Source organism: Streptomyces sp. NPDC088812, assembly GCF_044750285.1.
Taxonomy (GTDB): domain Bacteria; phylum Actinomycetota; class Actinomycetes; order Streptomycetales; family Streptomycetaceae; genus Streptomyces.
This window is the reverse complement of sequence record NZ_JBIVJP010000002.1, coordinates 391,929-416,712: the sequence shown is the minus strand read 5'-3', so window position 1 is coordinate 416,712 and position 24,784 is coordinate 391,929. Positions and strand designations below refer to the sequence as shown.

Here is a 24,784-nt window from a genome sequence, read left to right as displayed (position 1 = left end):
GTATCCCGACCGTGCTCATCGGTCTGCGTCATTCGGCGCACGCCAACTCCCTTTTTCCGTAAGCTGACGTCAACGCGGACAGGGTGGGGGAGGCCTTTTCGTGTCACAGGAAAGATCTTTTGCGGGCCGTCGGGCGAGCCATGAACCCTTCACTCCCGACGAATTGCTCCTCTTCCGCGCGGCCGGCCGGGTCCGCGGCTGGGACCGCGGCGAATCACTGATGCGGGCGGGCGGCCCGCCCGACTGCGTGGTGCTCGTGCTGAGCGGCCTCGCCAAGGTCACCGCCGAGTCCGACAACGGCTACACGAGCGTGCTCGCCCTGCGCGGTCCCGGCGAACTCGTCGGCGAACTCTCCTGTCTCGACGGCACCCGGCGCTCCGCGACCGTCACGGCGCTCGAGCCGCTCGAAGGCGTCAAGGTCGGCAGCGACGCGTTCCACCGGCTGCTGCGCAGCCACGCCTCGTTGACCCTGGCCGTGCTGCGCAGCGTCGTGGCGCGGCTGCGGGACTCCGACACCATGCGCACCGAGCAGGGCGCGCGGTCGTCCCGGTCGATGCTCGCCCGGGTCCTCCTGGACACCGCCGTACGGCACGGGGAGCCGGTCGACGATCCGCGCGGCGCGCTCGCGGTCCGCATGAACCAGCAGGAACTCGCGGGCGCCGCGGGCGTCTCCCGCGAGTCGGTGGTGCGCTCGCTGCGTGCCATGCAGGAGGCCGGCCTGGTCACCACCAGCCGCGGCCGGACGTGCGTTCTGGACCTCGCCGAAGTCCGGCGCTGGGCCGAGGAATGACCCGCGCCCGCGCGTGACCGGGGTGACTCCGGTGGCCGCCGTGACCGCTGTTGTGGATGCGGCATTCGATGATCCGGTGCTGTGCGTCATCTGACGCTGTGCGCGCAACGGGCCCCGGATATGCATGACGAGGGCACCGTGGGCCGCCGGTCACGGGGGTGGTGGTCCACGGTGTCGCATCTCTCGCAAGAAGGACGGATCATGAAACCCAAGGCTCAGGTCTACTCCATAGTCGTCGTCGACATCGAGAAATTCGGCCGGCGCGCCAATCCGGTCCAACTCTGGCTCAGGGAACGCCTGTACGAAATCGTCCGGAAGGCGTTCTCGGAATCGGGGATCGATGCCGAGAACGGACCGAAACCGTCCGACCGGGGAGACGGATTCTTCTGGCTGCTGTCCGGAGTCGACCGCACCGAACTCACCGGGCGGTTCGTCGACGTGCTCGACCAGAAGCTGCGCGCGCACGCCCGGACGAGCAACGAGCAGGGCGCACTGCGGCTGCGCGTGGCCCTCCACCAGGGCGATGTGACGGACGACGGGCCCGGCTGGGTCGGCGAGGAGCTGAACACCGCCTGCCGCCTGGTCGACATCGAACCGCTGCGCACGGCGCTGGCGTCCGGGACGCGGGCCGGACTCGCGCTCGCCGTCTCCGGCGAGTGGCACCGGCAGGTCGTCCGCCACGACGACGCGTCCGTCGCGGGCGACACCTTCCGGTGCGTCCCCTTCGACGCCAAGGAGATCCGGGGCGCGCACGCCTGGATCAGGGTCCCCGGCTACGACGCCCCGCCCGGCATCTCCGGAACCCGCACCGCGCCCGACACCCCGCCGCCCCACGGACCGGCACCGGGCGCCGCGCCCGCCGGAGGCGGGAGCGGGGGCACGGCCACCGGTGGCGGCGGCGGGTCCACGGGAGCCGGCGGCGGGTCGACGGCGGCCGGAGGTGCGGCCCCGGCCGGCCAGGGGCCCTTCGCGGGGGCCCACTTCGACCGCGTGAACCAGGTCTTCGGCGGGGACCAGATCGTCCACGGAGGACAGACGTTCTCGTGGGGCCCCGGCCAGGACGAGCCCGCCGCACGTGACAGCGAGGCACGCGACAGCACGGCGCGCGACAGCAAGGCGCGTGACAGCGAGGCACGCCACGGCGAGGCACGTGACAGCGAGGCACGTGACAGCGAGGCACGCCACAGCAAGGCGCGTCACGGCGAGGCACGTGACAGCGAGGCACGCCACAGCACGGCGCGTGACAGCCAGGCGCGTCACGGCGGAGACGGGAACGGTGCCTGATGGCCGACGCCGCACCCCCCGAAGCGCCGAAGCCCGAACCGACACCCTCCCCGCCCGGCACCCCCGACCCGCCGCAGGGCCTGCGCGAGGGCCTCACGGCGCTGCGCGGCACCCGCGGAGCCGCCGGAGAACGGCTCGACGCGGAACGCGACGCCGTCAACGGACTGCGCGTCTCGGCGGCCCAGGTCTTCGGCGGCGACAACTACGTCTTCCAGCTCGGCGGCACCGCCGCGAGCCCCCGCTCCTACCGGCTGACCGCCGAGAACCTGGACGAGACCCGCGAGGCGTTCGTCCCGCCGGACGGCTTCGACACGGTCGTCCGCGAGGTGACGGCCCGTGCCGTCACCGTCCTGCGGGGACCGGCCGGCACCGGCAAGGAGGCCCTGGCACGGGCCGTGCTCCAGCGGGCCGGACACCGCGTCCTGCACCTGCTCGAACCCACGACCGACCTCGCCCTCCTCGACGACAAGGCCCTCACCCCCGGCGTCGGCTACATCCTGCCCGACCTCCCGCAGCGGGGCGCCGACCAGCTGACCGGGTTCGAACTGCACCGGCTCGACGCCCTGCTGCGGCGCGCGGACTGCCGGCTCGTCCTCACCGCCCAGGCCGCCGTGCAGGTCACCGATCCGCGCGTACGGCCCGCCGTGACCGACGCGCCCGGCGCCCCGGACCCGTCCGCGATCGTCGCCCGGCAGCTGGGCTGGCGGCTGGGCGCGGCCGCCGCCGCCCGCGCCCGCCGCGTCCTCGCCCGCCCCGACGTCACCCGGCTGCTCCGCGACCAGCTCGCCGCCGGCGCGGACGCCCGGACCGCGGCCGACCTGGGCCGCGACCTGGCCGAGGCCGCGGCGGCCGGCGGCGACGACGAGATCGTCGCCCGGGTCCGGGCCCGCAAGGACCTCCACGACGAACGCGCGGTCGCCCACTGGCTGCACGACATGGCCGACCTCGCCGAACAGTGCCTCGCCATCGGCATCGCCGTGTTCGGCGGCGAGGCCTACGAGACGGTGGCCACCCTCTCGCGCGACCTGGAGGAACGGCTCCAGGTCGAGGAGAGCCCCGACAACCCCGTACGCCCCCGGGGCACCAAGCTCACCGGGACCCGCACCGCCCGGCTGGACGCCGTCCGTGCCGCGCTGGTGGACTCCGAGGTCGCGACCCGGCACGGCGGCGCCCGCGGCAAGGTCGTCCGCTTCCAGGACCCCGGTACCGCCCGACGGGTCCTCGACCACGTGTGGAGCGAGTACGACGAGATACGCGAGGCCCTGCCCGGCTGGCTGCGCGACGCGGCGGCCCGCGGCCTGCCCACCGTCGGCGTACGCGCCGCGGTCGGCGCCGGGACCCTCGCCCGGCACAGCTTCGAGACCGTACGGGCCCGCATCCTGCGGCCCTGGGCGGCCGACAAGGACGCCGAGCTGCGCGACGCCGCGGCCATCGCGCTCGGCGTCGCCGCCCGGGAGTCGGGCCACGCGCTCGCCGCGTACAACCTGGTCATGGCGTGGAGCGCGGACGACCACTCCCCGGAGCTGCGGGCCACCGCCGCCCGCGCCTGGCGCGTGGTCTTCGAACAGGACGGCGACGAGAACGCCTGGGGCTGGCTGCACCAGCTGGCCGGCACGCAGCACGTGGCCGTGATCGAGGCCCTGTGCCGCAGCCTCACCGAGTACATGGCCCTCGACGGCGGCCGGTACCGCTCCGACGCCCTCGACCTGCTCGACCAGTGGGCGGTCACCGGCCTGCACGACCCGCAGCGCAGGATCTTCGGCGAACTGGCCTTCCTCTACGCCGCGGCCGACCTGGTCGGCCCCCCGCCCCCGTCCCCCGCAGGCCGGCCCACGCCGCCCGGGGCACCGGTCTGGCCGGCGCTGCTCACCGCCACCGCACACGATCCGGTGCAGCGGGCGGACATCGCCGCCCTGTGGCGCCAGACGGTCAACTCGGCGCTCACGTACGGCATGGCCCACGACGTCCTCACCGACTGGGCCCGCCTGGTCGACCACGACCCGCGCGGGCGCGAGGCGCTCGCGGTCCTGCTGGCCGGCGTCGCCGCCGACCGGCGCACCCGGGTGATCCTCCGGCACCTGGCCGACGGCTGGGTCCGCGGCACCGCGGGACGCACCGCACCCCGTTCCGGCCACCGTCTACTCGCCCGTCTCGACGCAGGGAGCGGCACACCGTGACACCACAGGACGCAGCACAGCAACCCCTCTTCACCGGCCCGCTCCCCGTGAGCATGTCGGACCGGGGCGGCCCGGTCCGCCCGGGCCAGGCCCTCCTGTTCAGCAACGAGGAGGGCGATCTGACCGAACTGCCGCGCAAACCCACGGCGTTCGGCTCCCTGCGCTACCGCTTCCGGTACGAGGTGGACCTCTCCGACCACACGGTGAGCTGGTCGGAGCCACTCCAGAGCGGTACCGGTGGATTCGCCTTCCAGGCCGCGTTCGAGGCCCGCTGGAAGGTCTCCGGCCCGGCGGAGGTCGTCCGCCGCGGCATCCGGTCCGTGCGCGACGGGCAGGAGGCGGTGTGCGTGGCCGTGCGGGACCTGCTCTGGCCGCACGCCACGCGGTACGGGATCGAGCGGATGGAGGAGTTCGCCGCGTTCGTGCGCGGCTCACTGTGCAGCCGGCAGCACCGGCTGGCGACCGGCCTCACCGTGGACTCCCTGACCGTGCGGATCTACCTCGACGAGGCCGCGGCCGGGCACCTGCGGGCGCTCAAGCAGCGCGAGTTCGACAAGCAGCTCGCCGTCGCCGGGCACGACGTGGCGATGACCGAGCACTCCCTCGACCAGCGACTCCAGACCAAGCGCCGGGAAGCACTGCTCGCGGCGGCCCGCGGCGAGGGCGGCCTGCTGGTCGAGCTCATCGCCCAGGACCCGTCGAAACTCCACGAGATCATGCGGGAGCTGGGCCAGCGGCACGACGTGGCGGTGGAGCAGAAGGGCCGGATGCTGCGGGACCTCGTCGAGGCGGGACACATCCAGCCCGCCGAGGCCCAGCAGATGTGGTACGAGATGTACAGCCCGGCACCGCTGTTCGGCGGCGGCCCCGCCGCGCTCCCGGCCACGGGACCGGGCGGTCCCCCCGCACAGCTGACACAGGGACCCGGTGCGCTCCCGGCGGGCGCGGCACCGGCCGGGACCGTGACGGGTGGTACGCCGGGTGGCGTGACGGGTGGTGTCACGGGTGGTGTCACGGGTGGCGTGACGGTCGGTGGGGCGGCAGGCCCGGCCGTGGTGGCCGGCACGGTGGTTCCCGCGGCGGGCACCCAGGAACCGCCCAAACCCCGGCGACGCGGGGGATCGCCGGCGTCTCCGGCCGCCGCCGGTGCCGCAGCGCCCGTTCCGCCGGTTCCGCCCGCTTCGCCGCAGACCGCTGCCGCTGCCGCGCCCGTCCCTCCTCCCCCTCCCGCGCCCCGGACACCGGACGCGTCGGGGGACGGCTCGGCCAACGTGGTCGGCGAGACCCGGGTCGGCCCGCGGGGCGGTCGCGGCGGGCGGCGCACGCCGGGGGCCGGATCGTGAGGCCGGGCCAGGGCCAGCACCGGGCCACCGACACACCGCGCACGGCCGGGGACCCCTCCGGCGCCGCCGGCGAGGGCAGGCCGGGTCGCGGTGTCCGGCCGGCCCGCCGTACCCGGCTGACCCTCACGTTGCTCGTGGCGGGAACCGCACTGCTGGCGGGAGGAAGTGCCTTGTTCGGTTGGAAGGGGCTGGGCGTCACCGCGACGGGCGTCGCCGTGGCCGCCGTCGCCAGGGTGCTCCGCCACGCGCTGCGGAACGACCCGGCGGGCGGCGACCCGGCGGGCCGCGACTCGGGGGGCCGCGACTCGGCGGGCGGCCCGCAGGAAGGGCCCGGCGACGGCTACGTCCGCCGTGAGTTCGGGCTGTACGGCAGCGCCGCCGCGCGACCTGAGGGCGACCGGGAGGCGCGTGCGGGGTCCGGGTCCTCCGGGTACGGACCGGAGGGCGGCGGTCGTGCACCGCGTGCGGGAGCGGGCCAGGGTGTCGGTGCCGGTGCCGGTGCCGGTGCGGGTGTCGGTTCCGGATCCGGGGGTGGGAGCGACCGTGGAGCGCGTCCTCCGGCGGGGCGCGCCGCGCGGCCCCCGGCCTCCGGGCCACCGTCCGCGGGGGCCGAGGACTTCCACCCGACGACGCCGGCGACCCCGGCGACCCCGGTGACCCCGGTGACCCCGGCGATCCCGGGCTTCCCGCCCTCCTCATCCTCCTCACCCTCCTCGTCCTCCTCGCCCTCCGGGGCCGGCACCGGACGCCCGGCCCGCGGCACGGCCGTCCCCGCCCGACCCGCCTCCCCGACGACGGGCGACGGGCTCTCCGGACCGAACGGCCACCCGGCCGCCCCCGGGTCCACCGGGTACGGGGAGCGGCCGGAGGGCGCCGGAACCACCGGCCACGCCTCCCCACGGCCGGCACGGCCGGTGGCCGGGATCACCGAGGTCGTCGGCGGACCGGCGCCCGCCCCGGACGGCACCGCCCCCGCCCGGCGGGTGCGGGACACGGGGCTCGCGCTCCCGGTGCCGGACGACCAGGGGCCGCCCGTGCTCGTCCGCGGATCGCGGGCGTCCCGGGAGCCGTGGCGGCTGCCCGCCGAGCCGGGGCCGCACGGGCTGGCGGCGGACGAGGCCGCGCTGGGCGGGCTGACCATCCGCGCCGCCTCGGTCGTCGGCCCCGGGCACCGGGCGCACGGCAGGCCCCGGCAGGACGCGTACCGGATCGGCCGGGACCGCGCGGGCGAACACCTGGTGATCGCCGTGGCGGACGGCATGTCGGACAGCGCCCACTCCGACGTCGGCGCGCAGGTGGCCGTGTCGGCGCTGGTGAACACCGTCCGTACGGCCCTCGACGCGGGGACCTCGCTGGAGCGGCTGGACCACTGCGCCGCCTTCCTCAGCGCCGCCGGACAGATGATCGCGGTGGCGGAGCAGCGCGACTGGGACCCGGACGCGGTGCGGGCCGTCGCGGTCGTCGCCGTCGTGCCGGCCCGGCCGCACGTCAACGGCCGGCGCCGGGTGTGGCTGGCCGCGATCGCCGACGTCAGCGCGTGGCGGCTGAACGGCGACGACTGGGAGCGTCTGATCGGCGAGGAGAAGCACGGCTTCGACGCGTCGGCCGTCGCCCGGTACCTGCCGCACGACCCGCGCGGCGCCGACCACGGCATCGTGGAACTGCCGCCCGCCTGCGTGCTGGCGGTGACGACCGACGGGGTCGCGGACGCGTTCGCCACCGGGCCCCAGGCCCGCCGGTGGTTCGCCGAACGGTGGGCCCGGCCGCCGGCCGTCGGCACCTTCCTCAACCAGGTCGGCTTCGACCAGGTCCAGATGCACGACGACCGCACCGCCGTCGTGGTCTGGTGCGACGACGAGGAGCACCGCTGATGGGCACCTGGTCCGACAGCCCGTTCCCGTCCCGCGAGGAGCTGTCCGGCGCACCGCAGGGGACGGTGATCAGCCGGGACAACGGTGAGTCCCGGCTGGTGTACGAGATCGAGGGCAGCCCCGGCTGGCTCGCCAAGCTCTACAAGCGCCCCGCGGACGCCGTACGCGCCTTTGACCTCCAGCGCCTGGTCTACCTGCCGACCGGCATGTCCCAGACGGACCAGGACCTGGTGGACCGGTGCCTGTCCTGGCCCACCACCCGCCTCTACGACGGCTCCGACCTCGTCGGCGTGGTGATGGCGAAGGCGCCCGACGGCTTCTACGCGCCTCTCAAGGCGCTGTCGGGCTGGAAGGACCCGGCGCCGCTGCCGGTGGACTGGCTGATGCAGGACGCGGACAAGTGCGCCCAGGTCGGGCTGCGCCCGCCGGACCGGGACACACGGCTGCGGGCGGTGGAGGAACTGCTGGCGGTGGGCGACCTGTTCGCCCGGCACGACGTCGTGTACGGGGACTGGTCGTACCGCAACGCGCTGTGGAACCAGCACACGGGCGAGGTCTTCGTCATAGACATGGACTCCTGCGGGATCGGCTCCCGGGAGTGGGTGGAGTCGCCCGGCTGGGCCGACCCGCTGTTCCCCGACCGGTCGCGGCGGCCGACGGTGGCCAGCGACAGCTACAAGCTGGCCGTGCTGACGGTGCGCTGCCTCACCGCCCAGCGCCAGGACCCGCTCGACGCGCTCCGCGCCGTGGAGACCTCGAAGGGGGACGCCTCGCTGACCGGCCTGCTGCGGCGGACGCTCACCGCGGCACGGCCGCAGGACCGGCCGGAGTGCGCGGAACTCCTCGAAGCGGTGCGGCGGATACGCGGTACGACGGCGCCGGGGGGAACGGCCGCCGGGCCGGGGTCCGCGGCGGGCGCGGACAACGTCACCACCTGGGTCAAGGTCGGCCCCGGCGCCGGCACCGCCCGTACCCCGCGTGCCGCCTCCGGCGCGGCGGGGACGAACGGCGCCACGGCGTCGAACGGCGCCACGGCGTCGAACGTGACGGGGTCGGTGAACCTGCGCGACCGCTCGGCGACGACCCGCCCACCGGCCCCCGCCCCGGCACCCTCGCCCTCGCCCTCGTCCTCGTCCCCTTCCCCGTCCTCGACCGGCGGAGGACCGGCCCGGCCCGGGTCCGGTTCCGGCTCGGGGGCAGCGGCGAACGGCCCCGGCACCTCCCGGCCCACCACACCTCGCTCGACCAAGGCAACCCCTCGGTCCACCTCCGGCCGGACCACCTCCGGCCGGTCCACCTCCGGCTCCACCTCCGGCCGGTCCACCTCCGGCTCCGGCTCCGGCCGGACCCCCTCCGGCTCCGGCCGGGCCGCCGCCCGGCGTGCGGCACAGGCGCCCGGTGGAGGCGGTCGCACCGCCCCCGCCGCCCCGGCCGCCCCGGGCCGTCCCTGGCGGTACGCCGTCTCCGCGGTGCTGCTCGGCGCGCTGATCGTCGCACTCTGCGTCGCCCGCTTCGTCCTGGGCTGGTTCTGACACACCCGTGCACAGAAGGAAGAAGAAGAGAACATGACCGGATACACCGAGGAATCGGCGGGTTACAGCACCTTCAAGACCAAGGGCCTGCCGGCCTACCTGGTCCTGGACACCTCCACGTCGATGAAACCGTACGAGCAGCTCCTCAACGAGACGCTGCTGAAGATCTACGACACCCTCTACACCAGCCCTCAGCTGTCGGAGTTCATCCACCTGTCGGTGATCTCGTTCAACACGATGCCGCACGTGGTGACGTCGATGACCGACATCGAGGCGCTGGAGACCCTGCCCACGGTCAGCTGCGGCGGATGGACCAACGTGGGCCCGATGTGCGAGCTGCTGAGGGCCCGGATCACCGAGGACGTCAGCGCACTGGCCGGGGACGGCGTCCAGGTTCTGCGGCCCGTCGTGTTCCTGCTGACCGACGGACTGCCCACCGACAAGCCGTCCGGCGCGTGGAAGCACGACCTGGACGCGCTCCAGGACCGCTCCTGGAAGCCCCGGCCGCACATCATCACGTACGGCTTCGGCGACGCCAGCGAGTCGGTGCTCAGCACGATCGCGACCGCCGCCGCGTACATCGCGGAGGACCCCGGCGGCGACAACGGCGAGGCCCTGTCCCAGGCCATGGGCAGCCTGCTGAACTCGCTGGTGGCGTCGGCCCGCGCGCAGAGCCTCCAGGTGCCGGAGGAGGTGGAGGGCTACCGCACGCTGCCGACCGACTACGTCGCCTGAGAGCGGGCGGGCACCGCCCCCGCGGTGCCCACGCCCCACCCGTCGGCGGCCGCCCCTCAGCCGCCGCCCGTGAGTTCGCCGCTGAGCGTGCTGTGGAGGCGGGCGCTGTGCTCGTTCAGGCCGATGATCTCGACGGTCCTGCCGCGCTGGGCGTACTTGGTCTCGACGGCGTCGAGCGCGGCGACGGAGGAGGCGTCCCAGATGTGCGCGGCGGACAGGTCGATGACGGCCCGGCCGGGGCCGTCGGCGTAGTCGAACCGGCCGACGAGGTCGTTGGACGAGGCGAAGAACAGCTCGCCGGTGACCCGGTGGACGACGGTGGTGCCGTCGGGGTCGGTGACGGTGGTGACCTCGGCCAGGTGGGCGACGCGCCGGGCGAAGACGACCAGGGCGGTCAGGGCGCCGACGACGACGCCGACGGCGAGGTTGTGGGTGGCGACCACGCACACGACGGTCACCACCATGACGGTGATCTCCCCGGCCGGCATCCGCTTCAGCGTCCTCGGCGCGACCGAGTGCCAGTCGAAGGTGGCCACCGACACCATGACCATGACGGCGACGAGCGCGGCCATGGGGATGTCGGAGACGACCGGCCCGAGGACGATGCACAGCACCATCAGGAACGCGCCCGCCAGGAACGTCGACAGCCGGGTGCGGGCGCCGGAGACCCGTACGTTGATCATCGTCTGGCCGATCATGGCGCAGCCGCCCATGCCGCCGAAGAAGCCGGTGACGATGTTGGCGATGCCCTGTCCGACGGACTCGCGGGTCTTGGACGAGCGGGTGTCGGTGATGTCGTCGACCAGCTTGGCCGTCATCAGCGACTCCATCAGACCGACCAGCGCCATGGCGAGCGCGTACGGCGCCACCGTCGTCAGCGTGTCCAGGGTGAACGGCACGTCCGGCAGGCCCGGCGTCGGCAGCGAGGACGGCAGGGCGCCCTTGTCGCCCACGGTCGGCACCGCGATCCCGGCCGCGACCGTGACGGCGGTCAGGATCACGATGGACACCAGGGGCGCCGGGACCACCGTGGTGACCTTCGGGAAGAACACCATCAGCGCCAGCCCGGCCGCGATCAGCGGATAGACGGGCCACGGGACGCCCGTCATCTCCGGGACCTGCGCCATGAAGACGAGGACGGCCAGCGAGTTGACGAAGCCGACCATCACCGAGCGCGGCACGAACCGCAGCAGCTTCGCCACGCCGAGCGCGCCGAGGACGATCTGGAGGACGCCCGCGAGGATCACCGCCGCGACCAGGTGGCCGAAGCCGTGCTCGCGGTTCAGCGGGGCGATGACCAGGGCGACGGCACCGGTGGCAGCCGAGATCATGGCCGGCCGGCCGCCGACGACCGCCAGCGTCACGGCCATCGTGAACGAGGCGGACAGACCGACCGCCGGGTCGACCCCGGCGATGATCGAGAAGGAGATCGCCTCGGGGATCAGCGCCAGGCCGACCACGAGCCCGGCCAGCACCTCGGTGCGCAGCACCTTCGGGTCGGACAGCCAGGCCGGAGGGCGGACGCCGCGCATCCGGGCGGCCGGGGACAGCGGGGAGGAGGACAAGAGGAACGGAACCTGTCGTGCTCGGGCCGCCGTGGCATCACGGCGGGCGCGCGGGAGGGACGGCACGGCCGGACGCCGGAGCGCCAGGCCTGTAGGGGGCGAAGGGTCACGGCGGGCAGGCGGCGGCGCGGGGCACCCTGGGCACGCGCACGCTCTCTCCCGCGGACATCGGTCTTCGCCGGGGGCTTCGTCGGCCCCGACACGGCTGACGGCGACGGGACGGCGTCCCGCGCCAGGGGCACGGGCGGTGGTCGCCGACCCGGCACCCGGCAACCCTACCCTGACGTTAGGGTAGGGATCGGGTCCGGCGGCCGCGCCGGCCGCCGCGGCGGCGAGAGACCAGGAAGGCAGCCCGCGTGAGCAGCGCGCACATGCAGATCGGCGAGGTCGCCGCACGGACCGAGCTGTCCCTGCGCACCATCCGGCACTACGAGGAGACCGGCCTCGTCATCCCCTCCGCCCGTTCCCAGGGCGGCTTCCGCCTCTACACCGAGGCCGACGTGGCCCGTCTGATGGTCGTCCGCCGGATGAAGCCGCTCGGCTTCACCCTCGACGAGATGCGCGCCCTGCTCGCGGCCACCGACCGGCTCGACACCGGCGAGGGGCTGCCGCCCGAGGAGCGCGAGGCACTCCTGGAGCGCGTGCGCGGCTTCGAGCGGGCCGCCCGGCGCAGGGTCGAGGATCTGCGCACCCAGCTCTCCCGGGCGGAGGACTTCGCCGCCACACTGGCCGAGCGCCTCACCGCGCGGGATGCGGACGGGCAGCGAACCTCTCCCCGCCCAGCGGTGAGAGGCCGGAAGGAGCAGTGAACATGATCGAGTGGGCGCCGTTCGGAGTCGGAGCCAGGCCCGTTCCCCATCCCGTCGCCACGCCCGTGGTGTGGTCCGCGGCCTTCGGCGGGGCGCTGCTGCTGGTGGGGCTCGTCAACGCCTTCGTCGGCCAGGACCGGCCCGGGCTCGCCCTGGCGGCGCTGTCCGTGCTGGCCGCCCTGCTGGGCGTCTGCGCGCGCTTCACCGCGGCCCCCGGCACGGCCGTCCTGTGCTGGCTGTTCCTCAACGCCTTCGGCATTCCGCCCACGGGCACGCTCGACTGGGTCGGCCACCGGGACACCTTCTGGCTCGCCTGTCTGCTCGCCGCCGCCCTCACCGGCACCCTCGCCGGGCGGCTGATACACGCCCGCGCCGCCTACCGCCGCGTCGGCGGGTGAGACGGCGACCCGGCGACAGGTGAGGCGACAGGCGGTACGGCGGGCGCCGCGGGGCTGAGCCGGCTCAGCCGGACCGGAGGGCGGGGCCGCCGCCCGCCGCGTCCGCCGCACGGCGGTACTCGGCGTTGATCCGCTGGGCTTCCTCCAGCTGGTCCTCGAGGATGACGATGCGGCAGGCCGCCTCGATCGGGGTGCCCTTGTCGACGAGTTCGCGGGCGCGGGCCGCGATCCGCAGCTGGTAGCGGGAGTACCGGCGGTGCCCGCCCTCGGAGCGCAGCGGAGTGATCAGCCGGGCGTCGCCGAGGGCGCGCAGGAAGCCAGGCGTGGTGCCGAGCATCTCGGCGGCCCGGCCGATCGTGTACGCGGGGTAGTCGTCGTCGTCCAGTCGATCGTGGAGCGGATTGCCTGCTGTCATGTCACCTCGATGTGCAACGCGTCGAGGGACCCGTGCCGTACGGCACCGGGCCCCGGGACGAATTCAACACCATGCGCCGGTTCTGCCGCTGTGCCGGTCTCGGGTGCCCGACTTCGGTGCCGGTCGCCCCGCGCGCCCCGGCCGCACGGGAGCCCCGGCCCTCCGCCGGACCTTCCCCCGGCCCCGTCGGCGGTTCTCCGCAGCCCGTCCCCGCCCGCACGGGGCGGGCCCGACCGGTCCCTGAATAGAATCGATCCCATGCCGAACGCTGATGAGTTGCTCGTCTCCATCGCCGCCGTCGTGGAGTCGGAGCCGAGCAATCAGATGTCGCTGACCGTGGTGGCCGGCGGTGCCGTCCTCACCGGCCGGCTGGCCCCCGAGGCCATGTGGCGGGAGCGGGTGGCGGAGGTCCTGCGCGCCTCGGACCGGCTGGGCCCGTTCTCCGGTGTCTTCACCGGCCGGCGCGAGGAGGGGCGGCCCGACCAAGAGGAGGGGCGGCCCGACCGCGAGGAGGCGCCCACGCACCTGCACTTCCACCTCGCGCGGATTCTCCAGGGCAGCCTCGGGATCCCTGAGACGGGCGGGATGTACCGGGTCGCGATCCGCGACGTCAGCGCCTGGACCGTGGGCGACCTCAGCTACTTCGAGCAGTGAGCCGGTGCCCGTGTGCCGCGAGGGTCCCGCCGGACACGCCGGCAGGACCCTCGCGGTGTCGCGGTGTGCCGAACGGCGGCTACCGCACGTCCCTCACAGTTCCGGGGGCGTGGTGCCGCCGAGCAGCTGCCACGCGGCCGGAACCGGGTCGGGCGCGGGCGCGGGCTCGGGGGCGTGGCAGGTGAAGCCGAGGCGGGTCATGGCCCGGGTGACCTCGTGGCCGGTGAAGTCGCGGCGGTCCTGACGGGTGATGACCTCGCCCACCTGCTTGACGGGGTAGCGGCGGCGGCCGATGGTCACGGACTCACCCGTGACGGGCTCGGGCTTGACGCCCTTCATCGAGGCGAGGACTCCGTCCCGGGTCAGTTCGAAGGGGTACTGGGCGATGACACAGCGCATGGTGCCTCACAGGGAGAGAGGGTGGACGGGCCGGCCGGAGGACTGCTCGGCCGCGGTCCCGCCGGCGACAGGGGTCCTGCCGCCGACGGGACCGCGACCGGCCGCACGGGAGGCGATCGCGTCCCGTGCGGCCGGGCTCATGCCGCCGGGTCGGCGGCGGACGGCCGGCGTGCGCCGCGGCGCGCCGCGGCGCCGGTCGGCCTGCCCTTGCCGGTACGGCCGCGGCGGCTCCGGTTCGAGGAGTTCGAGGAGTTCCCGGCGGAGGGGGTGCGGCGGGCGCGTTCCGCGGCCGGTTCGGTGATGACGACCGGGACGCCGGAGGGGGCCTGGGCGCCGGTGATGCGGCTGAGCTCCGCCTCACCCGGACGTACCTGGGTGATCTGCGGGACGATGCCGGCCGCGGACATCAGCCGGCTGATGCCGCGGCGCTGGTCGGGGGTGACCAGGGTGACGACGCTGCCGGACTCGCCGGCGCGGGCCGTGCGGCCGCCGCGGTGCAGGTAGTCCTTGTGGTCGATGGGCGGATCCACGTTGACGACGAGGTCGAGGTCGTCGACGTGGATGCCGCGCGCCGCGACGTTGGTCGCCACCAGGACGGTCACGTGCCCGTTCTTGAAGCGGTCGAGGGTCTTGGTGCGCTGCGGCTGGGACTTGCCGCCGTGCAGGGCGGCCGCACGGACGCCGCTGCTCAGCAGGTGCTTGGTCAGCCGGTCCACGGCGTGCTTGGTGTCCAGGAACATGATCACCCGGCCGTCGCGGGCCGCGATCTCGGTGGTCGTCCGGTGCTTGTCGGTGTCGTGCACATGGAGCACGTGGTGCTCCATCGTGGTGACGGCGCCCGCGGAGGGGTCGACGGAGTGGACCACCGGGTCCGACAGGTAGCGGCGGACCAGCAGATCGACGTTGCGGTCCAGGGTGGCGGAGAAGAGCAGCCGCTGCCCGTCGGGGCGCACCTGGTCGAGCAGCGCGGTGACCTGCGGCATGAAGCCCATGTCGGCCATCTGGTCGGCCTCGTCCAGGACGGTGACGGCGACGTCGTCCAGCCGGCAGTCGCCGCGGTCGATCAGGTCCTTGAGCCGTCCCGGCGTCGCGACGACGATCTCCGCTCCGGACCGCAGTGCCCCGGCCTGCCGGCCGATCGACATCCCGCCGACGACGGTGGCCGGCCGCAGGCCCAGGGAGCGGGCGTAGGGCGTGAGCGCGTCGGTGACCTGCTGGGCGAGTTCCCGGGTGGGGACGAGGATCAGGGCGAGCGGTCGCCGTGGTTCGGCGCGGCGGCCCTGGGTGCGGGCCATCACCGCGAGGCCGAAGGCGAGGGTCTTGCCCGACCCGGTGCGGCCGCGGCCGAGCACGTCCCGGCCGGCCAGGGAGTTCGGCAGCGTCGCCGCCTGGATGGGGAACGGTACGGTCACGCCTTCCCGGCCGAGCGTGGCCAGCAGCGGCGCGGGCATGTCGAGATCGGCGAACGACTCGGCCGCGGGCAGCGCGGGCGTGATCGTCTTGGGGAGCGCGAACTCGCCCTGGGGCGCGGCCTGTCGGCGCCCGCCGCCCTGGGACCGGCGTCGGTTGCCGGAGCGCTGGGATGCGGAGCCGCCGGAGCGGTCGTACGGACGGGTGGTCCGTGCGCGGTTCATACGGAGCCTTCCTTGACGCGGCGCGTACCAAGGAATTCCCGCAGCAATGGAGTGGCGCAGAGAATCGCGAGAACGTGCCGGAAATGATGGGCAGGGGAAGTGGGAAGTCGCACGGGAAAAGGCGGCTTCCAGTCCGGGGGGAAATTCCCCGGGTTGCCCTGAAACGCAGCGAGCTGGGGCCCGCACCCCAAGGTGCGGGCCCCAGCTGCGAAGTATGACGTCAGGGACGACGACGTCAGGCCGGAGTGATGTTCTCGGCCGTCGGGCCCTTCTGGCCCTGCGCGATGTCGAACGACACCTTCTGGCCTTCCAGGAGCTCGCGGAAGCCCTGGCTGTTGATGTTCGAGTAGTGGGCGAAGACGTCGGGGCCGCCGCCGTCCTGCTCGATGAAGCCGAAGCCCTTTTCCGCGTTGAACCACTTGACGGTGCCGGAAGCCATGAGAATCTCCTCTGGGACGGTGCTCGGAACACGCCCTGTGCGCGCTCCGGTCGCCGCGATGATCACCCCGTCGGAAAAACCTCCAGGCAACCAAAACTGCAACTGGCGTCGACACTAGCATGTCGGCTTCGGCCCTGCCCGCCAGATATTTCCACTCCGCCCGCCGCCGGGGGAATATTCCCGGGGCCCCGTGTCAATTCCTCACTTCACGGCCATAGATATTGATCCGCCCGGACCGCAGTGTCGCCCCCGGGCGTCCCGGGCCGCACTGCCCTGACCTCGTCCGACGGGCCGGGGCGGCAGCCCGGCGGCCACTGTGGGCGGGATGCCGGCGGACCCACCGGACCGGCGACGGCGAGACGAATACCACACCGGTCCGGCCGCCGGTCACGGCCGGCACCCGCCGCCCGTTCAGGCCGGCGCACCCTCCCGCTGCCGGGCCGCCTCGGCGAGGCGGGCCGAGCGGGTGCGGGTGCCGAAGACGGCCAGGGTGATCGCGCCGACCAGCCAGGTGCCGGCGATGAAGCAGAAGACGCTCCGGTAGCCGTGGCCGTTGTAGAGCGCGGCGACGATCAGTGGGCCGGCGGCGTTCGACAGGCGGCCGAAGCCGTAGGAGACGCTGGTGCCCAGGGAGCGGCTGCGGGTGTCGAACAGCTCGGGGGAGTAGGCGTAGGCGAGGGCGGTGTAGCCGCGCTCGAAGAGGTTCACCAGGAAGCCGAACACGATGATGAGGACCGGGTCGAAGGTGAGCCCGTACAGCAGGCCGCAGCCGGCGATCACCGTGCCGAAGGCGACCAGGCACCACTTGCGCTCGAACCGGTCGGTGACCAGGGAGGCCAGGTAGCAGCCGAGCGGCGCGCCGACCGTGGTGAGCGCCACGTAGAAGACGGACTTCTCGACGCTGAAGCCCTCCTTGGCCAGCAGGGTGGGCGCCCAGCTGGAGTAGCCGAAGAAGCCGATGGTCTGCGTCGTCCACAGCACGGTGAGCAGCAGCGTCGGGAGCAGGTACTTCTTCCGCAGGAGCAGCCGCAGCGGCGCCTTCGTCGACGGCGTCTCGGCGACCGGGGGCGCGGGTTCGGGGAGGGGGCCCTTCTCCGCCGCGACGCTCGCCTCGATCTCCCGCAGGACCGCGTCGGCCTCGGCGTGCTCGCCCCTGCTCTCCAGCCAGCGGGGCGATTCCTTGAGGTGCCGGGTGAACAGCACGAGCAGGACGCCCAGGGAGCCCCAGAGGTAGACCAGCCGCCACGACCAGTCGTTGAGCGGGACGACCGCGCTGGCGATGAGGTTGGTGACGGGGGTGCCGCAGATGCCGATGACGATGGCGTACGCCTGGTACTTGCCGCGGATCGCGGACGGGTACATCTCGTTGACGTAGACGACGCCGACGACGGTCATGGCCGACAGGCCGGCCGAGGTCAGCACGCGGAACACGCCGAGCGACACGAGGTCCCAGGCGAACACCGCCGCGAACGAGGAGATGCCGAACGACAGCGTCGTCCACAGCAGCGCCCGCTTGCGGCCCCACCGGTCGGCGATGGACCCGGCGACGATCGCCCCGACGAACATGCCGACGAACGACAGGGAGGTGACGTAGGCGATCTGGTCGACCGTCACACCCCACAGTTTGATCAGTTTCGGCGCGGTGGTGGCGAAGCTGTTGATGTCCGCGAACTCGAAGAAGTAGGCGAAGGCGACGGCGATCAGGGTGACTTTGTGGAACCGGGAGACCGGGAGCCTGTCCAGCCGGTTCAGCGCGTTGGAGTGGTGCATGGGCGGCCCTTGTCGAAGTCGGGGAGAGGGTCTCGGAACGGGGGCTCGGAACGGGGGCTCGGAACGGGGGCCCGGGGGCGTCAGAGGTCCTCGTCGGGCCAGTAGAGGGCCATGGGGTTGGCGACGAGCAGCTTGTGCCGCTGCTCCTCGGTGACCGCCACCTGCGGGACGTGGTCGACGAGGAGTCCGTCGTCGGGCATGTGGCCGGTGAGGTTGGGGTGCGGCCAGTCGGTGCCCCACAGCACCCGGTCGGGGAACTCCTCCACGACGCGGCGGCCGAAGGGGACGACGTCGGTGTAGGGGTGCCGTTCGCCGTCCAGGGCCGCGGGTCCGGTCACGCTGAGGCGTTCGGGGCAGGTGACCTTCACCCAGACGTCGTTGTCCTCGACGAAGCGCAGGAACCGGGTGAACTCCGGCCCGTCCGCCGGCCGGGTCACGTCCGGCCGCCCCATGTGGTCCACCACCAGCGGAACCGGCAACGACCGGAAGAAGCCCTCCAGTTCGGGCAGGTCGGCGCTCTCGAAGTAGAGGACGACGTGCCAGCCCAGCGGGGCGACCTTCCGTGCGATCGTGCGCAGGTCGTCCTCGGGCGAGGTGTCGACCAGGCGCCGTACGAAGTTGAACCGCACGCCGCGCACGCCCGCCGCGTCGAGAGCGCGCAGCTCGTCCGCGCCGATGTCCGGGCGGACGGTCGCGATGCCGCGGGCCCTGCCGCCGGCCGCCCGGACGGCGTCGACCATGGCGCTGTTGTCCGCGCCGTGGCAGGTGGCCTGCACGATGACGTTGCGGGCGACGCCCAGGTGGTCGCGGAGCGCGAACAGGTCGTCCTTGCCGCCGTCGCAGGGCGTGTACTTGCGTTCCGGCGCGAAGGGGAACTCCGCCTGCGGGCCGAAGACGTGGCAGTGGGTGTCGACGGTCCCCGCCGGCAGCCGGAAGGCCGGTGCGGACGGGTTCCGGTACCAGTCCAGCCAGCCGGGGGTCTTGGGGGCGAGGGGAGTCCCGGGGGCGGGAGTGTGCACGCGGCTCACCGGCCCTGGCGCTTCAGCAGGGCGTCCAGGCGGGGGTACACGGTGCGCGCGTTGTGCTCCTGGACCGCCGCCAGGTCGTCCGCGGACAGCTTCGCCGCCTCCGCGTAGCGGCGCGTGTCGTCGAAGTGGTGGCCGGTGCACGGGTCCACGTCGCGGACGGCGCCGATCATCTCCGACGCGAAGAGGATGTTCCGGGCCGGGACGACGTCGTAGAGGAGGTCGGAGCCGGGCTGGTGGTAGACGCAGGTGTCGAAGAAGACGTTGCCGAGGACGTGTTCCTCCAGCGGCGGCTTGCCGAGCGCCATCGCCAGGCCGCGGAACCGGCCCCAGTGGTAGGGGACGGCCCCGCCGCCGTGGGGGATCACGAAGCGCAGGGCCGGGAAGTCGGCGAACAGATCGCCCTGGACCAGCTGCATGAACGCCGTGGTGTCGGCGTTCAGGTAGTGCGCGCCCGTGGTGTGGAAGGCGGGGTTGACGCTGGTGCTGACGTGGATCATCGCCGGGATGTCGTACTCGACCATCTTCTCGTAGAGGGGGTACCAAGAGCGGTCGGTGAGCGGCGGCGCGGTCCAGTGGCCGCCCGAGGGGTCGGGGTTCAGGTTCAGTGCGACGGCGCCGTACTCCTCCACGCAGCGGGTGAGCTCCGGTACGCAGGTGGCGGGGTCGACACCGGGCGACTGCGGGAGCATCGCGGCCGGCACGAACCGCTCCGGGTACAACCGGCTGATCCGGTAGCAGAGTTCGTTGCAGATCGCCGCCCACGCGGCGGACGTGGCGAAGTCCCCGACGTGGTGCGCCATGAACGACGCGCGGGGCGAGAAGACCGTCACGTCGATGCCGCGCTCGTCCATCAGCCGCAGCTGGTTCGGCTCGATGGTCTCGCGCAGCTCGTCGTCGCCGATGCGCAGGTCCGCGCGGGCGGGGGCGGCCGACGGGTCGGTGAGGGAGGCGATCTGCCGGGTGCGCCACGCCTGGAGGGCCGGCGGGGCGGTCGTGTAGTGACCGTGACAGTCGATGATCATGTACGGCGTCCTTCCGGGCTGCTGGGTGCCGTGCAGCCTGGCCCGGCGCCGCACCGCGGACGAGGGGTCCGGACGCAGAACTAACCTCCCCTTAACACTTCGGCGGGTGCGTGGCCGGTGTGGTCTACATTCGGCTGAGGGGGTGGCCGAAAGGAGGTGGCCGGGATGCAGATACTGCTGGCCGAGGACGACGACGGCGTGGCCGCGGCGCTCGTCGAGGTCCTGTACGACCATGGCCACGTCACCCGGCGGGTGCGGTACGGCAGGGAGGTGCTGACCTACCACCGCAGCTCCGACCTGCTCCTCCTCGACCTGGGCCTGCCCGACACCGACGGTCTGGACGTGCTGCGGGCCCTGCGGGCGGTCAGCGACCTGCCGGTGGTGGTGCTCACCGCCCGCGGCGACGAGCGCTCGGTCGTGCGCGGACTGCGGCTCGGGGCCGACGACTACCTCGTCAAGCCGGTGCGCCTCGCCGAGCTCCTCGCCCGCATCGACGCCGTCACCCGCCGCAACGCGGCGCGGGGCGCCTCCTCCGTACGGACGGTCCGGGCCGGTGACGTCGAGGTGGACCTCGACGCGCGCCGGGTCCGGGTCGACGGGGCGGAGGCGGACCTGACCACCAAGGAGTTCGACATCCTCGCCGTGCTGGCCGGGCGCGCGGGCACGGCGGTCAGCCGCGAGCAGCTCCTGGACGAGGTGTGGGGCGCCCCCCGCCACCCCGCGTCCACCTCCCGCTCCCTGGACGTCCACCTCACCCAGCTGCGCGCCAAGCTGCGCCACCCCGAACTGATCACCACGATCCGCGGCTTCGGCTACCGCTTCGGGGACTCCGCGAACCCCGGGCACCCCGGCGACTGAGGAGCTGACGCGTGCGCACCCGGGTCCAGGCCGCGCTCCTGGTGTTCGTCGTGATCGCGGTGGCCGCGTTCGCCGTGCCGCTGCTGCTGGTCACCGCGTCCGACCGCACCCAGCAGCTGGTCCTCGCCCGCAGCGCCGACCTCGACCGTTTCGCGTCCCTCATGGACCAGGCCGCGGCGACCGGGGACACCTCGGCCGTCGTCGCCGAGGCACGGCGCTACACCCGGCTGTACGGGGAACCGCTCGTCGTCACCGACACGCGCCGCCGCCCCGTCGTCCAGACCGGCGGCATGCGGGCCGCCGACACGGCCGTCGCCCGGCTGCTCGACGCGGCCCTGCGCAACCAGGCCGCGCACCCCAGGAGCACGCTGCGCCCCTGGTCGCGGGGGTACCGCATGTTCGCCGAGCCCGCGGGCACCGGGACCCGGGTCTCCGGGGCCGTCGTGCTGCGGGCCTCGGTCGGCAACGCGGCGGAGGACATCACCCGGAGCTGGGCCGCCGTCCTCGCCGGGACCGCCCTGGTCGCCGTGGCCTGCACGGTCCTCGCCCGGGCCGCCACGGGGTGGGTGGTCAGCCCGCTGCGCCGCCTCGACCGGGCCGTCGGCCGGCTCGCCGCGGGGCTGCCGCCCGAACAGACCCGGGCCGGCGGCCCGCCCGAACTGCGCCGGCTCGCGACCGGCTTCAACCGCATGGCCCGTACGGTCACGGCGGCCCTGGAGCAGCAGCGCCGGCTCGTCGCCGACACCTCCCACCAGATGCGCAACCCCATGGCGGCGCTCCGGCTCCGCGTCGACGCCCTGCACACCCACCTGCCCGCGTCCGCCGACCGCACCTACACCGGGGTCACCACCGAGCTCGACCGCCTGGAGACTCTCCTGGACGACCTGCTGGCCCTCGCCGCGGCGGAGCACCGGGCCGGGGAGCTGACGGTGACCGACGGGTCGGGCGCCCGCTGCGACGCCACGGCGGTGGCGGCCGACCGGCACCGCCTGTGGGAGCCGGTCGCCCACCGCTCCGGCGCCCGCCTGGTCCTGCGGGCGGCCGCGGCCCCGGTCCCGGCCGGCTGCACGGACCGCGAACTCGCCCAGGTCGCGGACGTCCTCCTGGACAACGCCATCAAGTACGCGGGTCCGGGCGCCGAGATCTCGCTCCACTGCACCGCCGAGGGCCCGCTCGCGGTCCTCACGGTGACCGACGACGGCCCCGGCCTGAACCCGGAGGAGCTCGCGCTGGCCACCACCCGCTTCTGGCGCTCGGGCCGCCAGCGCCGGGCCGGGACGACCGGGACCGGCCTGGGCCTGGCCATCGCCGAACAACTGCTGGCGGGGCGGGGAGGACGGCTGGAGCTGGAGCCGGCCCGGCCGCGGGGGCTGCGCGCCAGGGCGGTGCTGCCGGTCGCGGCGGCCGCGGGCACCGCGACCGGCACCGACCCGCACGGTGGCGCGCCATGACCCGCCCCCGCCCCCGTCCCCAAGCCCGTCCCCAAGCCCGTCCCCAAGCCCGTCCCCAAGCCCGTCCCCAGCCTGTGGACCGCCGCACCGTCCTCCACGCCGCCCTCGGCACGGCGGCCGCCGCGGTCCTCGGCGGGGTGCTCACGGCCGACACCTCCCGGCAGCGTCCTGGTCCGAGGGGCGTCCTGCGCTTCGCGACCGGTGAGCCCACGGCGTTCTACGAGGCGTTCGGCCGCCTCCTCGCCACCGAACTCAAGGCGGCACACCCCCGGCTGAGCTGCCGTGTCCGCACCACCGCGGGCAGCGTCACCAACATCGAACTGCTCCGCGACCGCCGCGCCGACCTCGCACTCGTCCTCACCGACACCGCGCGGGCGGCCCGCGGCACCACGCTCTTCCCGCACCCGGTGCCCCTGCGCGCGATCGGCAGGGTGTACGAGACCTACCTCCAGTTCGTCGTCCGTGCCGACTCGCCCGTGCGCGCGGTGTCCGACCTGGCCGGGCACACCGTCTCGCTCGGCGCGGCCGGATCGGGCGCGGCCGTGCTCGGCGAGCGGATCCTGCACGCCGCGGGCCTCACACCCGGCACCGACGTGCCGGTGCTCCACCTCCCGCTGGCCGACGCGGCGGACGCGATGCGGGCGGGCTCGGTCGACGCCCTGCTCGTCGCGGGCGGCGTACCGCTGCCCGTCCTGTCCGACCTCGACGACCGCCCCGGCCTGCGCTTCCTGCCGCTGGCCGGCCTGCTGCCCCGGCTCGGCGGCGCCGACGGCCTGGCCGGCTCCGGCCTGGAGGAGGTGACCCTGCCGCAGAGCGCGTACCGGACGGCGGGCGGAGTCGCCACCATCGGCGTGTCCAACCTGCTGGTGAGCCGCCCCGACCTGCCCCGCGCCGTCGCCGAGGCGCTCACCCGGCTCCTCGTCCTGCGGGCGTCCGCCCTCGTCCCCGACAACGCCGTCGGCACCCAGTTCCTCGACGTCGGCAGCCTGATCGGCACGGGCGCCGTCCCGCTGCACCCGGGCGCGGCCGCGGCGTACCGCGCCCTGCACGGCTGAGCCCGGGGCGGGGTGCGGAGGGCCGGGTGCCGGACGCCGGGTGCCGGGCGCCGGTGGCCCTACGATGGACCGCTCGTGAACGCGGGGCCGGCGGAGAGGAGACGGACGTGACGGATCACCGGCAGCGTGCCCGGCGGCGCGGACAGGGCGAGCTGGAGTCGCTCGTCCTGTCCGCGCTGCGGGAGGCGGACGGTCCGGCGACCGCGGGCTGGGTGCAGGAGCGGCTGGGCGGCGACCTCGCCTATACGACGGTGATCACCATCCTGACCCGGCTGCTGGCCAAGGGCGCCGTCACGCGGGAGCGGGCCGGCCGGTCCTTCGCCTGGACGCCCGCCTCGGACCAGGCGGGCCTGGCCGCGCACCGGATGCGCAAGGTGCTGGACGCCGAGAGCGACCGGGAGGCGGTGCTGGCCAGCTTCGTCACCGGCCTCGGCCCGCAGGACGAGCGGCTGCTGCGCGAACTGCTGGGCCGGCCCGCGGACGACGGAAGCGGACACGGCGAGGGAAGCGGACACGGCGAGGGAAGCGGACACGGCGAGGGAAGCGAATACGGCGAGGGAAGCGAAGGAGACGGCTGAAGCCTCATGGGGGTGTTCGTCTTTCTGCCGCTGGTCCTGCCGCTGAGCGCCTGGCCGATCGCGCGCCTGGCCGAGCAGCGGCTGCATCCGCGGACCGCGACGAGGCTGCTGACCGGGGTGGCCGCGGTCATGGCCGTGTGCAGTTCGGTGTGCCTGGGGCTGGTGATGGTGGTCGGCACCGCACAGCTGCCCGGCAACCCGCTGCCCGACGGCTGGTCGGACCCCGAGGTGCGGGCGGCCGTCCCCTACGACGAGGTCGTCGGCAAGGCGGCCATCCCCGCGCTGTGCGCGGTGGTGGTGGCCTGCGGCCGGACCCTGTGGCGGCACGGCCGGGTGCGCCGCCGGGCGCACCGCGCGCTCGCCGGAATGCCGGGCACACGGGTGGCGGTCCTGCCGGACGACGTTCCGTACGCGTACGCGCTGCCGGGCCGCCGCCGCGACCGGATCGTGGTGACCACCGGTCTGCTGGACCGCCTCGAACCGGCCGAGCGGCGCGCCCTGTTCGCCCATGAGCGGGCCCACCTCACCGCCCGGCACCACCGGTTCCTGCTCGCCGTCCGGCTGGCCGCGCGGGCCAACCCGTTCCTGCGGCCGCTGTGCACGGCGGTGGCCTACACGGCGGAGCGGTGGGCGGACGAGGAGGCGGCCGAGGCCGTCGGCAGCCGCCGTACGGTGGCGTGCGCGATCGGCAAGGCGGCCCTCGTCTCCCGCGGGACCCCCGTGGCCACGCTCGCTGGTTTCGCGGCGCCCGGGCCGGCGCCGGGACCCGTGCCGCGCAGGGTGGCGGCCCTGCTCGGCCCGGCGCCCGCGGTGCGCAGCTGGCCGCCGGTGTTCACCTCGGTCGGCCTGGCGGCCTGGGGCGCGGCGGCGGGAACGGCCGCCTCCGCGATGTCCTCCGCGAACTCCGCCGTGACGATGGTCCTCATCCTGCGCGCGGCGACGCCCTTCTGAACCGGGCCGGTGCGCAGGCCGTTCGC

At 74.4% G+C, this 24,784-nt stretch carries 24 protein-coding genes; 14 read left to right on the top strand and 10 right to left on the bottom strand.

Annotated elements, in window-relative coordinates; translation table 11 throughout:
• The first annotated feature begins 163 nt into the window (after positions 1 to 163).
• A complete protein-coding gene (locus ACIP67_RS05640) occupies positions 164 to 790 on the top strand; it encodes a Crp/Fnr family transcriptional regulator (RefSeq protein WP_401687805.1) in 627 nt (208 codons plus the stop codon).
• Between the two features lie 150 nt (positions 791 to 940).
• On the opposite strand, the gene ACIP67_RS05635 is transcribed toward ACIP67_RS05640, so the two are convergent.
• The gene (locus ACIP67_RS05635; RefSeq protein WP_401687802.1) at positions 941 to 1,543 is read right to left on the bottom strand and encodes a hypothetical protein; all 603 of its coding nucleotides are present in this window, start codon (positions 1,541 to 1,543) and stop codon (positions 941 to 943) included.
• 20 nt (positions 1,544 to 1,563) lie between these two features.
• Positions 1,564 to 1,905 carry a hypothetical protein gene (locus tag ACIP67_RS05630; RefSeq protein ID WP_401687799.1) on the bottom strand — a complete coding sequence of 114 codons (342 nt, stop codon included), beginning with the start codon at positions 1,903 to 1,905 and terminating at the stop codon, positions 1,564 to 1,566.
• A gap of 168 nt (positions 1,906 to 2,073) precedes the next feature.
• Between ACIP67_RS05630 and ACIP67_RS05625 the strand changes: the two genes are divergently transcribed.
• The 5 genes from ACIP67_RS05625 to ACIP67_RS05605 all read left to right on the top strand — a co-directional run bounded on the left by ACIP67_RS05625 (position 2,074) and on the right by ACIP67_RS05605 (position 9,732).
• Positions 2,074 to 4,251 carry a hypothetical protein gene (locus ACIP67_RS05625; RefSeq protein WP_401687797.1) on the top strand — a complete coding sequence of 726 codons (2,178 nt, stop codon included), beginning with the start codon at positions 2,074 to 2,076 and terminating at the stop codon, positions 4,249 to 4,251.
• Positions 4,248 to 5,594: a hypothetical protein gene (locus ACIP67_RS05620; protein WP_401687794.1), complete on the top strand. Its 1,347-nt coding sequence runs from the start codon at positions 4,248 to 4,250 to the stop codon at positions 5,592 to 5,594. Before ACIP67_RS05625 ends, ACIP67_RS05620 begins: the two co-directional genes overlap by 4 nt.
• A 170-nt stretch (positions 5,595 to 5,764) precedes the next feature.
• On the top strand, positions 5,765 to 7,465 hold the full coding sequence (locus ACIP67_RS05615) for a protein phosphatase 2C domain-containing protein (RefSeq protein WP_401687791.1): 1,701 nt from the start codon (positions 5,765 to 5,767) through the stop codon (positions 7,463 to 7,465).
• On the top strand, positions 7,465 to 8,997 hold the full coding sequence (locus tag ACIP67_RS05610) for a hypothetical protein (protein WP_401687788.1): 1,533 nt from the start codon (positions 7,465 to 7,467) through the stop codon (positions 8,995 to 8,997). Before ACIP67_RS05615 ends, ACIP67_RS05610 begins: the two co-directional genes overlap by 1 nt.
• 33 nt (positions 8,998 to 9,030) lie before the next feature.
• Positions 9,031 to 9,732, top strand: a complete 702-nt coding sequence (locus ACIP67_RS05605; RefSeq protein ID WP_401687785.1) for a VWA domain-containing protein — start codon at positions 9,031 to 9,033, stop codon at positions 9,730 to 9,732.
• A 56-nt stretch (positions 9,733 to 9,788) separates the two neighbouring features.
• Here ACIP67_RS05605 and ACIP67_RS05600 read toward each other — a convergent pair whose 3' ends face one another.
• Positions 9,789 to 11,264, bottom strand: a complete 1,476-nt coding sequence (locus tag ACIP67_RS05600; RefSeq protein ID WP_401688127.1) for a SulP family inorganic anion transporter — start codon at positions 11,262 to 11,264, stop codon at positions 9,789 to 9,791.
• Positions 11,265 to 11,653: 389 nt separating this feature from the next.
• Here ACIP67_RS05600 and ACIP67_RS05595 point away from each other — a divergent pair, with 389 nt between their 5' ends.
• Both ACIP67_RS05595 and ACIP67_RS05590 read left to right on the top strand, forming a co-directional pair.
• Complete coding sequence (locus ACIP67_RS05595) at positions 11,654 to 12,106, top strand: MerR family transcriptional regulator (RefSeq protein ID WP_401687783.1); 453 nt, start codon at positions 11,654 to 11,656, stop codon at positions 12,104 to 12,106.
• A 2-nt stretch (positions 12,107 to 12,108) separates the two neighbouring features.
• Entirely contained in the window at positions 12,109 to 12,504 is a 396-nt protein-coding gene (locus tag ACIP67_RS05590; RefSeq protein WP_401687781.1) for a hypothetical protein, read from the top strand.
• A 64-nt stretch (positions 12,505 to 12,568) separates the two neighbouring features.
• Here the strand turns inward: ACIP67_RS05590 and ACIP67_RS05585 are convergent, their stop codons facing one another.
• Positions 12,569 to 12,919 carry a MerR family transcriptional regulator gene (locus ACIP67_RS05585; protein WP_401687778.1) on the bottom strand — a complete coding sequence of 117 codons (351 nt, stop codon included), beginning with the start codon at positions 12,917 to 12,919 and terminating at the stop codon, positions 12,569 to 12,571.
• Positions 12,920 to 13,177: 258 nt separating this feature from the next.
• Here ACIP67_RS05585 and ACIP67_RS05580 point away from each other — a divergent pair, with 258 nt between their 5' ends.
• The gene (locus tag ACIP67_RS05580; RefSeq protein ID WP_401687775.1) at positions 13,178 to 13,573 is read left to right on the top strand and encodes a hypothetical protein; all 396 of its coding nucleotides are present in this window, start codon (positions 13,178 to 13,180) and stop codon (positions 13,571 to 13,573) included.
• Between the two features lie 93 nt (positions 13,574 to 13,666).
• Here ACIP67_RS05580 and ACIP67_RS05575 read toward each other — a convergent pair whose 3' ends face one another.
• The 6 genes from ACIP67_RS05575 to ACIP67_RS05550 all read right to left on the bottom strand — a co-directional run bounded on the left by ACIP67_RS05575 (position 13,667) and on the right by ACIP67_RS05550 (position 19,865).
• The gene (locus tag ACIP67_RS05575; protein ID WP_401687773.1) at positions 13,667 to 13,972 is read right to left on the bottom strand and encodes an SCO5918 family protein; all 306 of its coding nucleotides are present in this window, start codon (positions 13,970 to 13,972) and stop codon (positions 13,667 to 13,669) included.
• Between the two features lie 137 nt (positions 13,973 to 14,109).
• On the bottom strand, positions 14,110 to 15,606 hold the full coding sequence (locus ACIP67_RS05570; protein WP_401687770.1) for a DEAD/DEAH box helicase: 1,497 nt from the start codon (positions 15,604 to 15,606) through the stop codon (positions 14,110 to 14,112).
• Between the two features lie 235 nt (positions 15,607 to 15,841).
• Positions 15,842 to 16,045 carry a cold-shock protein gene (locus ACIP67_RS05565; protein ID WP_401687767.1) on the bottom strand — a complete coding sequence of 68 codons (204 nt, stop codon included), beginning with the start codon at positions 16,043 to 16,045 and terminating at the stop codon, positions 15,842 to 15,844.
• Between the two features lie 411 nt (positions 16,046 to 16,456).
• Entirely contained in the window at positions 16,457 to 17,815 is a 1,359-nt protein-coding gene (locus ACIP67_RS05560) for an MFS transporter (RefSeq protein WP_401687764.1), read from the bottom strand.
• Positions 17,816 to 17,895: 80 nt separating this feature from the next.
• Complete coding sequence (locus ACIP67_RS05555; protein ID WP_401687761.1) at positions 17,896 to 18,834, bottom strand: amidohydrolase family protein; 939 nt, start codon at positions 18,832 to 18,834, stop codon at positions 17,896 to 17,898.
• A gap of 5 nt (positions 18,835 to 18,839) precedes the next feature.
• Positions 18,840 to 19,865 (bottom strand): amidohydrolase family protein, encoded by a 1,026-nt coding sequence (locus tag ACIP67_RS05550; RefSeq protein ID WP_401687758.1) that lies wholly within the window; start codon positions 19,863 to 19,865, stop codon positions 18,840 to 18,842.
• Between the two features lie 165 nt (positions 19,866 to 20,030).
• Between ACIP67_RS05550 and ACIP67_RS05545 the strand changes: the two genes are divergently transcribed.
• From ACIP67_RS05545 to ACIP67_RS05525, 5 genes are all read left to right on the top strand, one after another.
• Entirely contained in the window at positions 20,031 to 20,723 is a 693-nt protein-coding gene (locus ACIP67_RS05545; protein WP_401687755.1) for a response regulator transcription factor, read from the top strand.
• 11 nt (positions 20,724 to 20,734) lie between these two features.
• Positions 20,735 to 22,174: a sensor histidine kinase gene (locus tag ACIP67_RS05540; RefSeq protein ID WP_401687752.1), complete on the top strand. Its 1,440-nt coding sequence runs from the start codon at positions 20,735 to 20,737 to the stop codon at positions 22,172 to 22,174.
• Positions 22,175 to 22,248: 74 nt separating this feature from the next.
• Complete coding sequence (locus ACIP67_RS05535; RefSeq protein ID WP_401687749.1) at positions 22,249 to 23,229, top strand: TAXI family TRAP transporter solute-binding subunit; 981 nt, start codon at positions 22,249 to 22,251, stop codon at positions 23,227 to 23,229.
• 107 nt (positions 23,230 to 23,336) lie between these two features.
• Entirely contained in the window at positions 23,337 to 23,807 is a 471-nt protein-coding gene (locus ACIP67_RS05530; protein WP_401687746.1) for a BlaI/MecI/CopY family transcriptional regulator, read from the top strand.
• A 6-nt stretch (positions 23,808 to 23,813) separates the two neighbouring features.
• Entirely contained in the window at positions 23,814 to 24,758 is a 945-nt protein-coding gene (locus ACIP67_RS05525) for a M56 family metallopeptidase (protein ID WP_401687744.1), read from the top strand.
• Positions 24,759 to 24,784 lie beyond the last annotated feature (26 nt).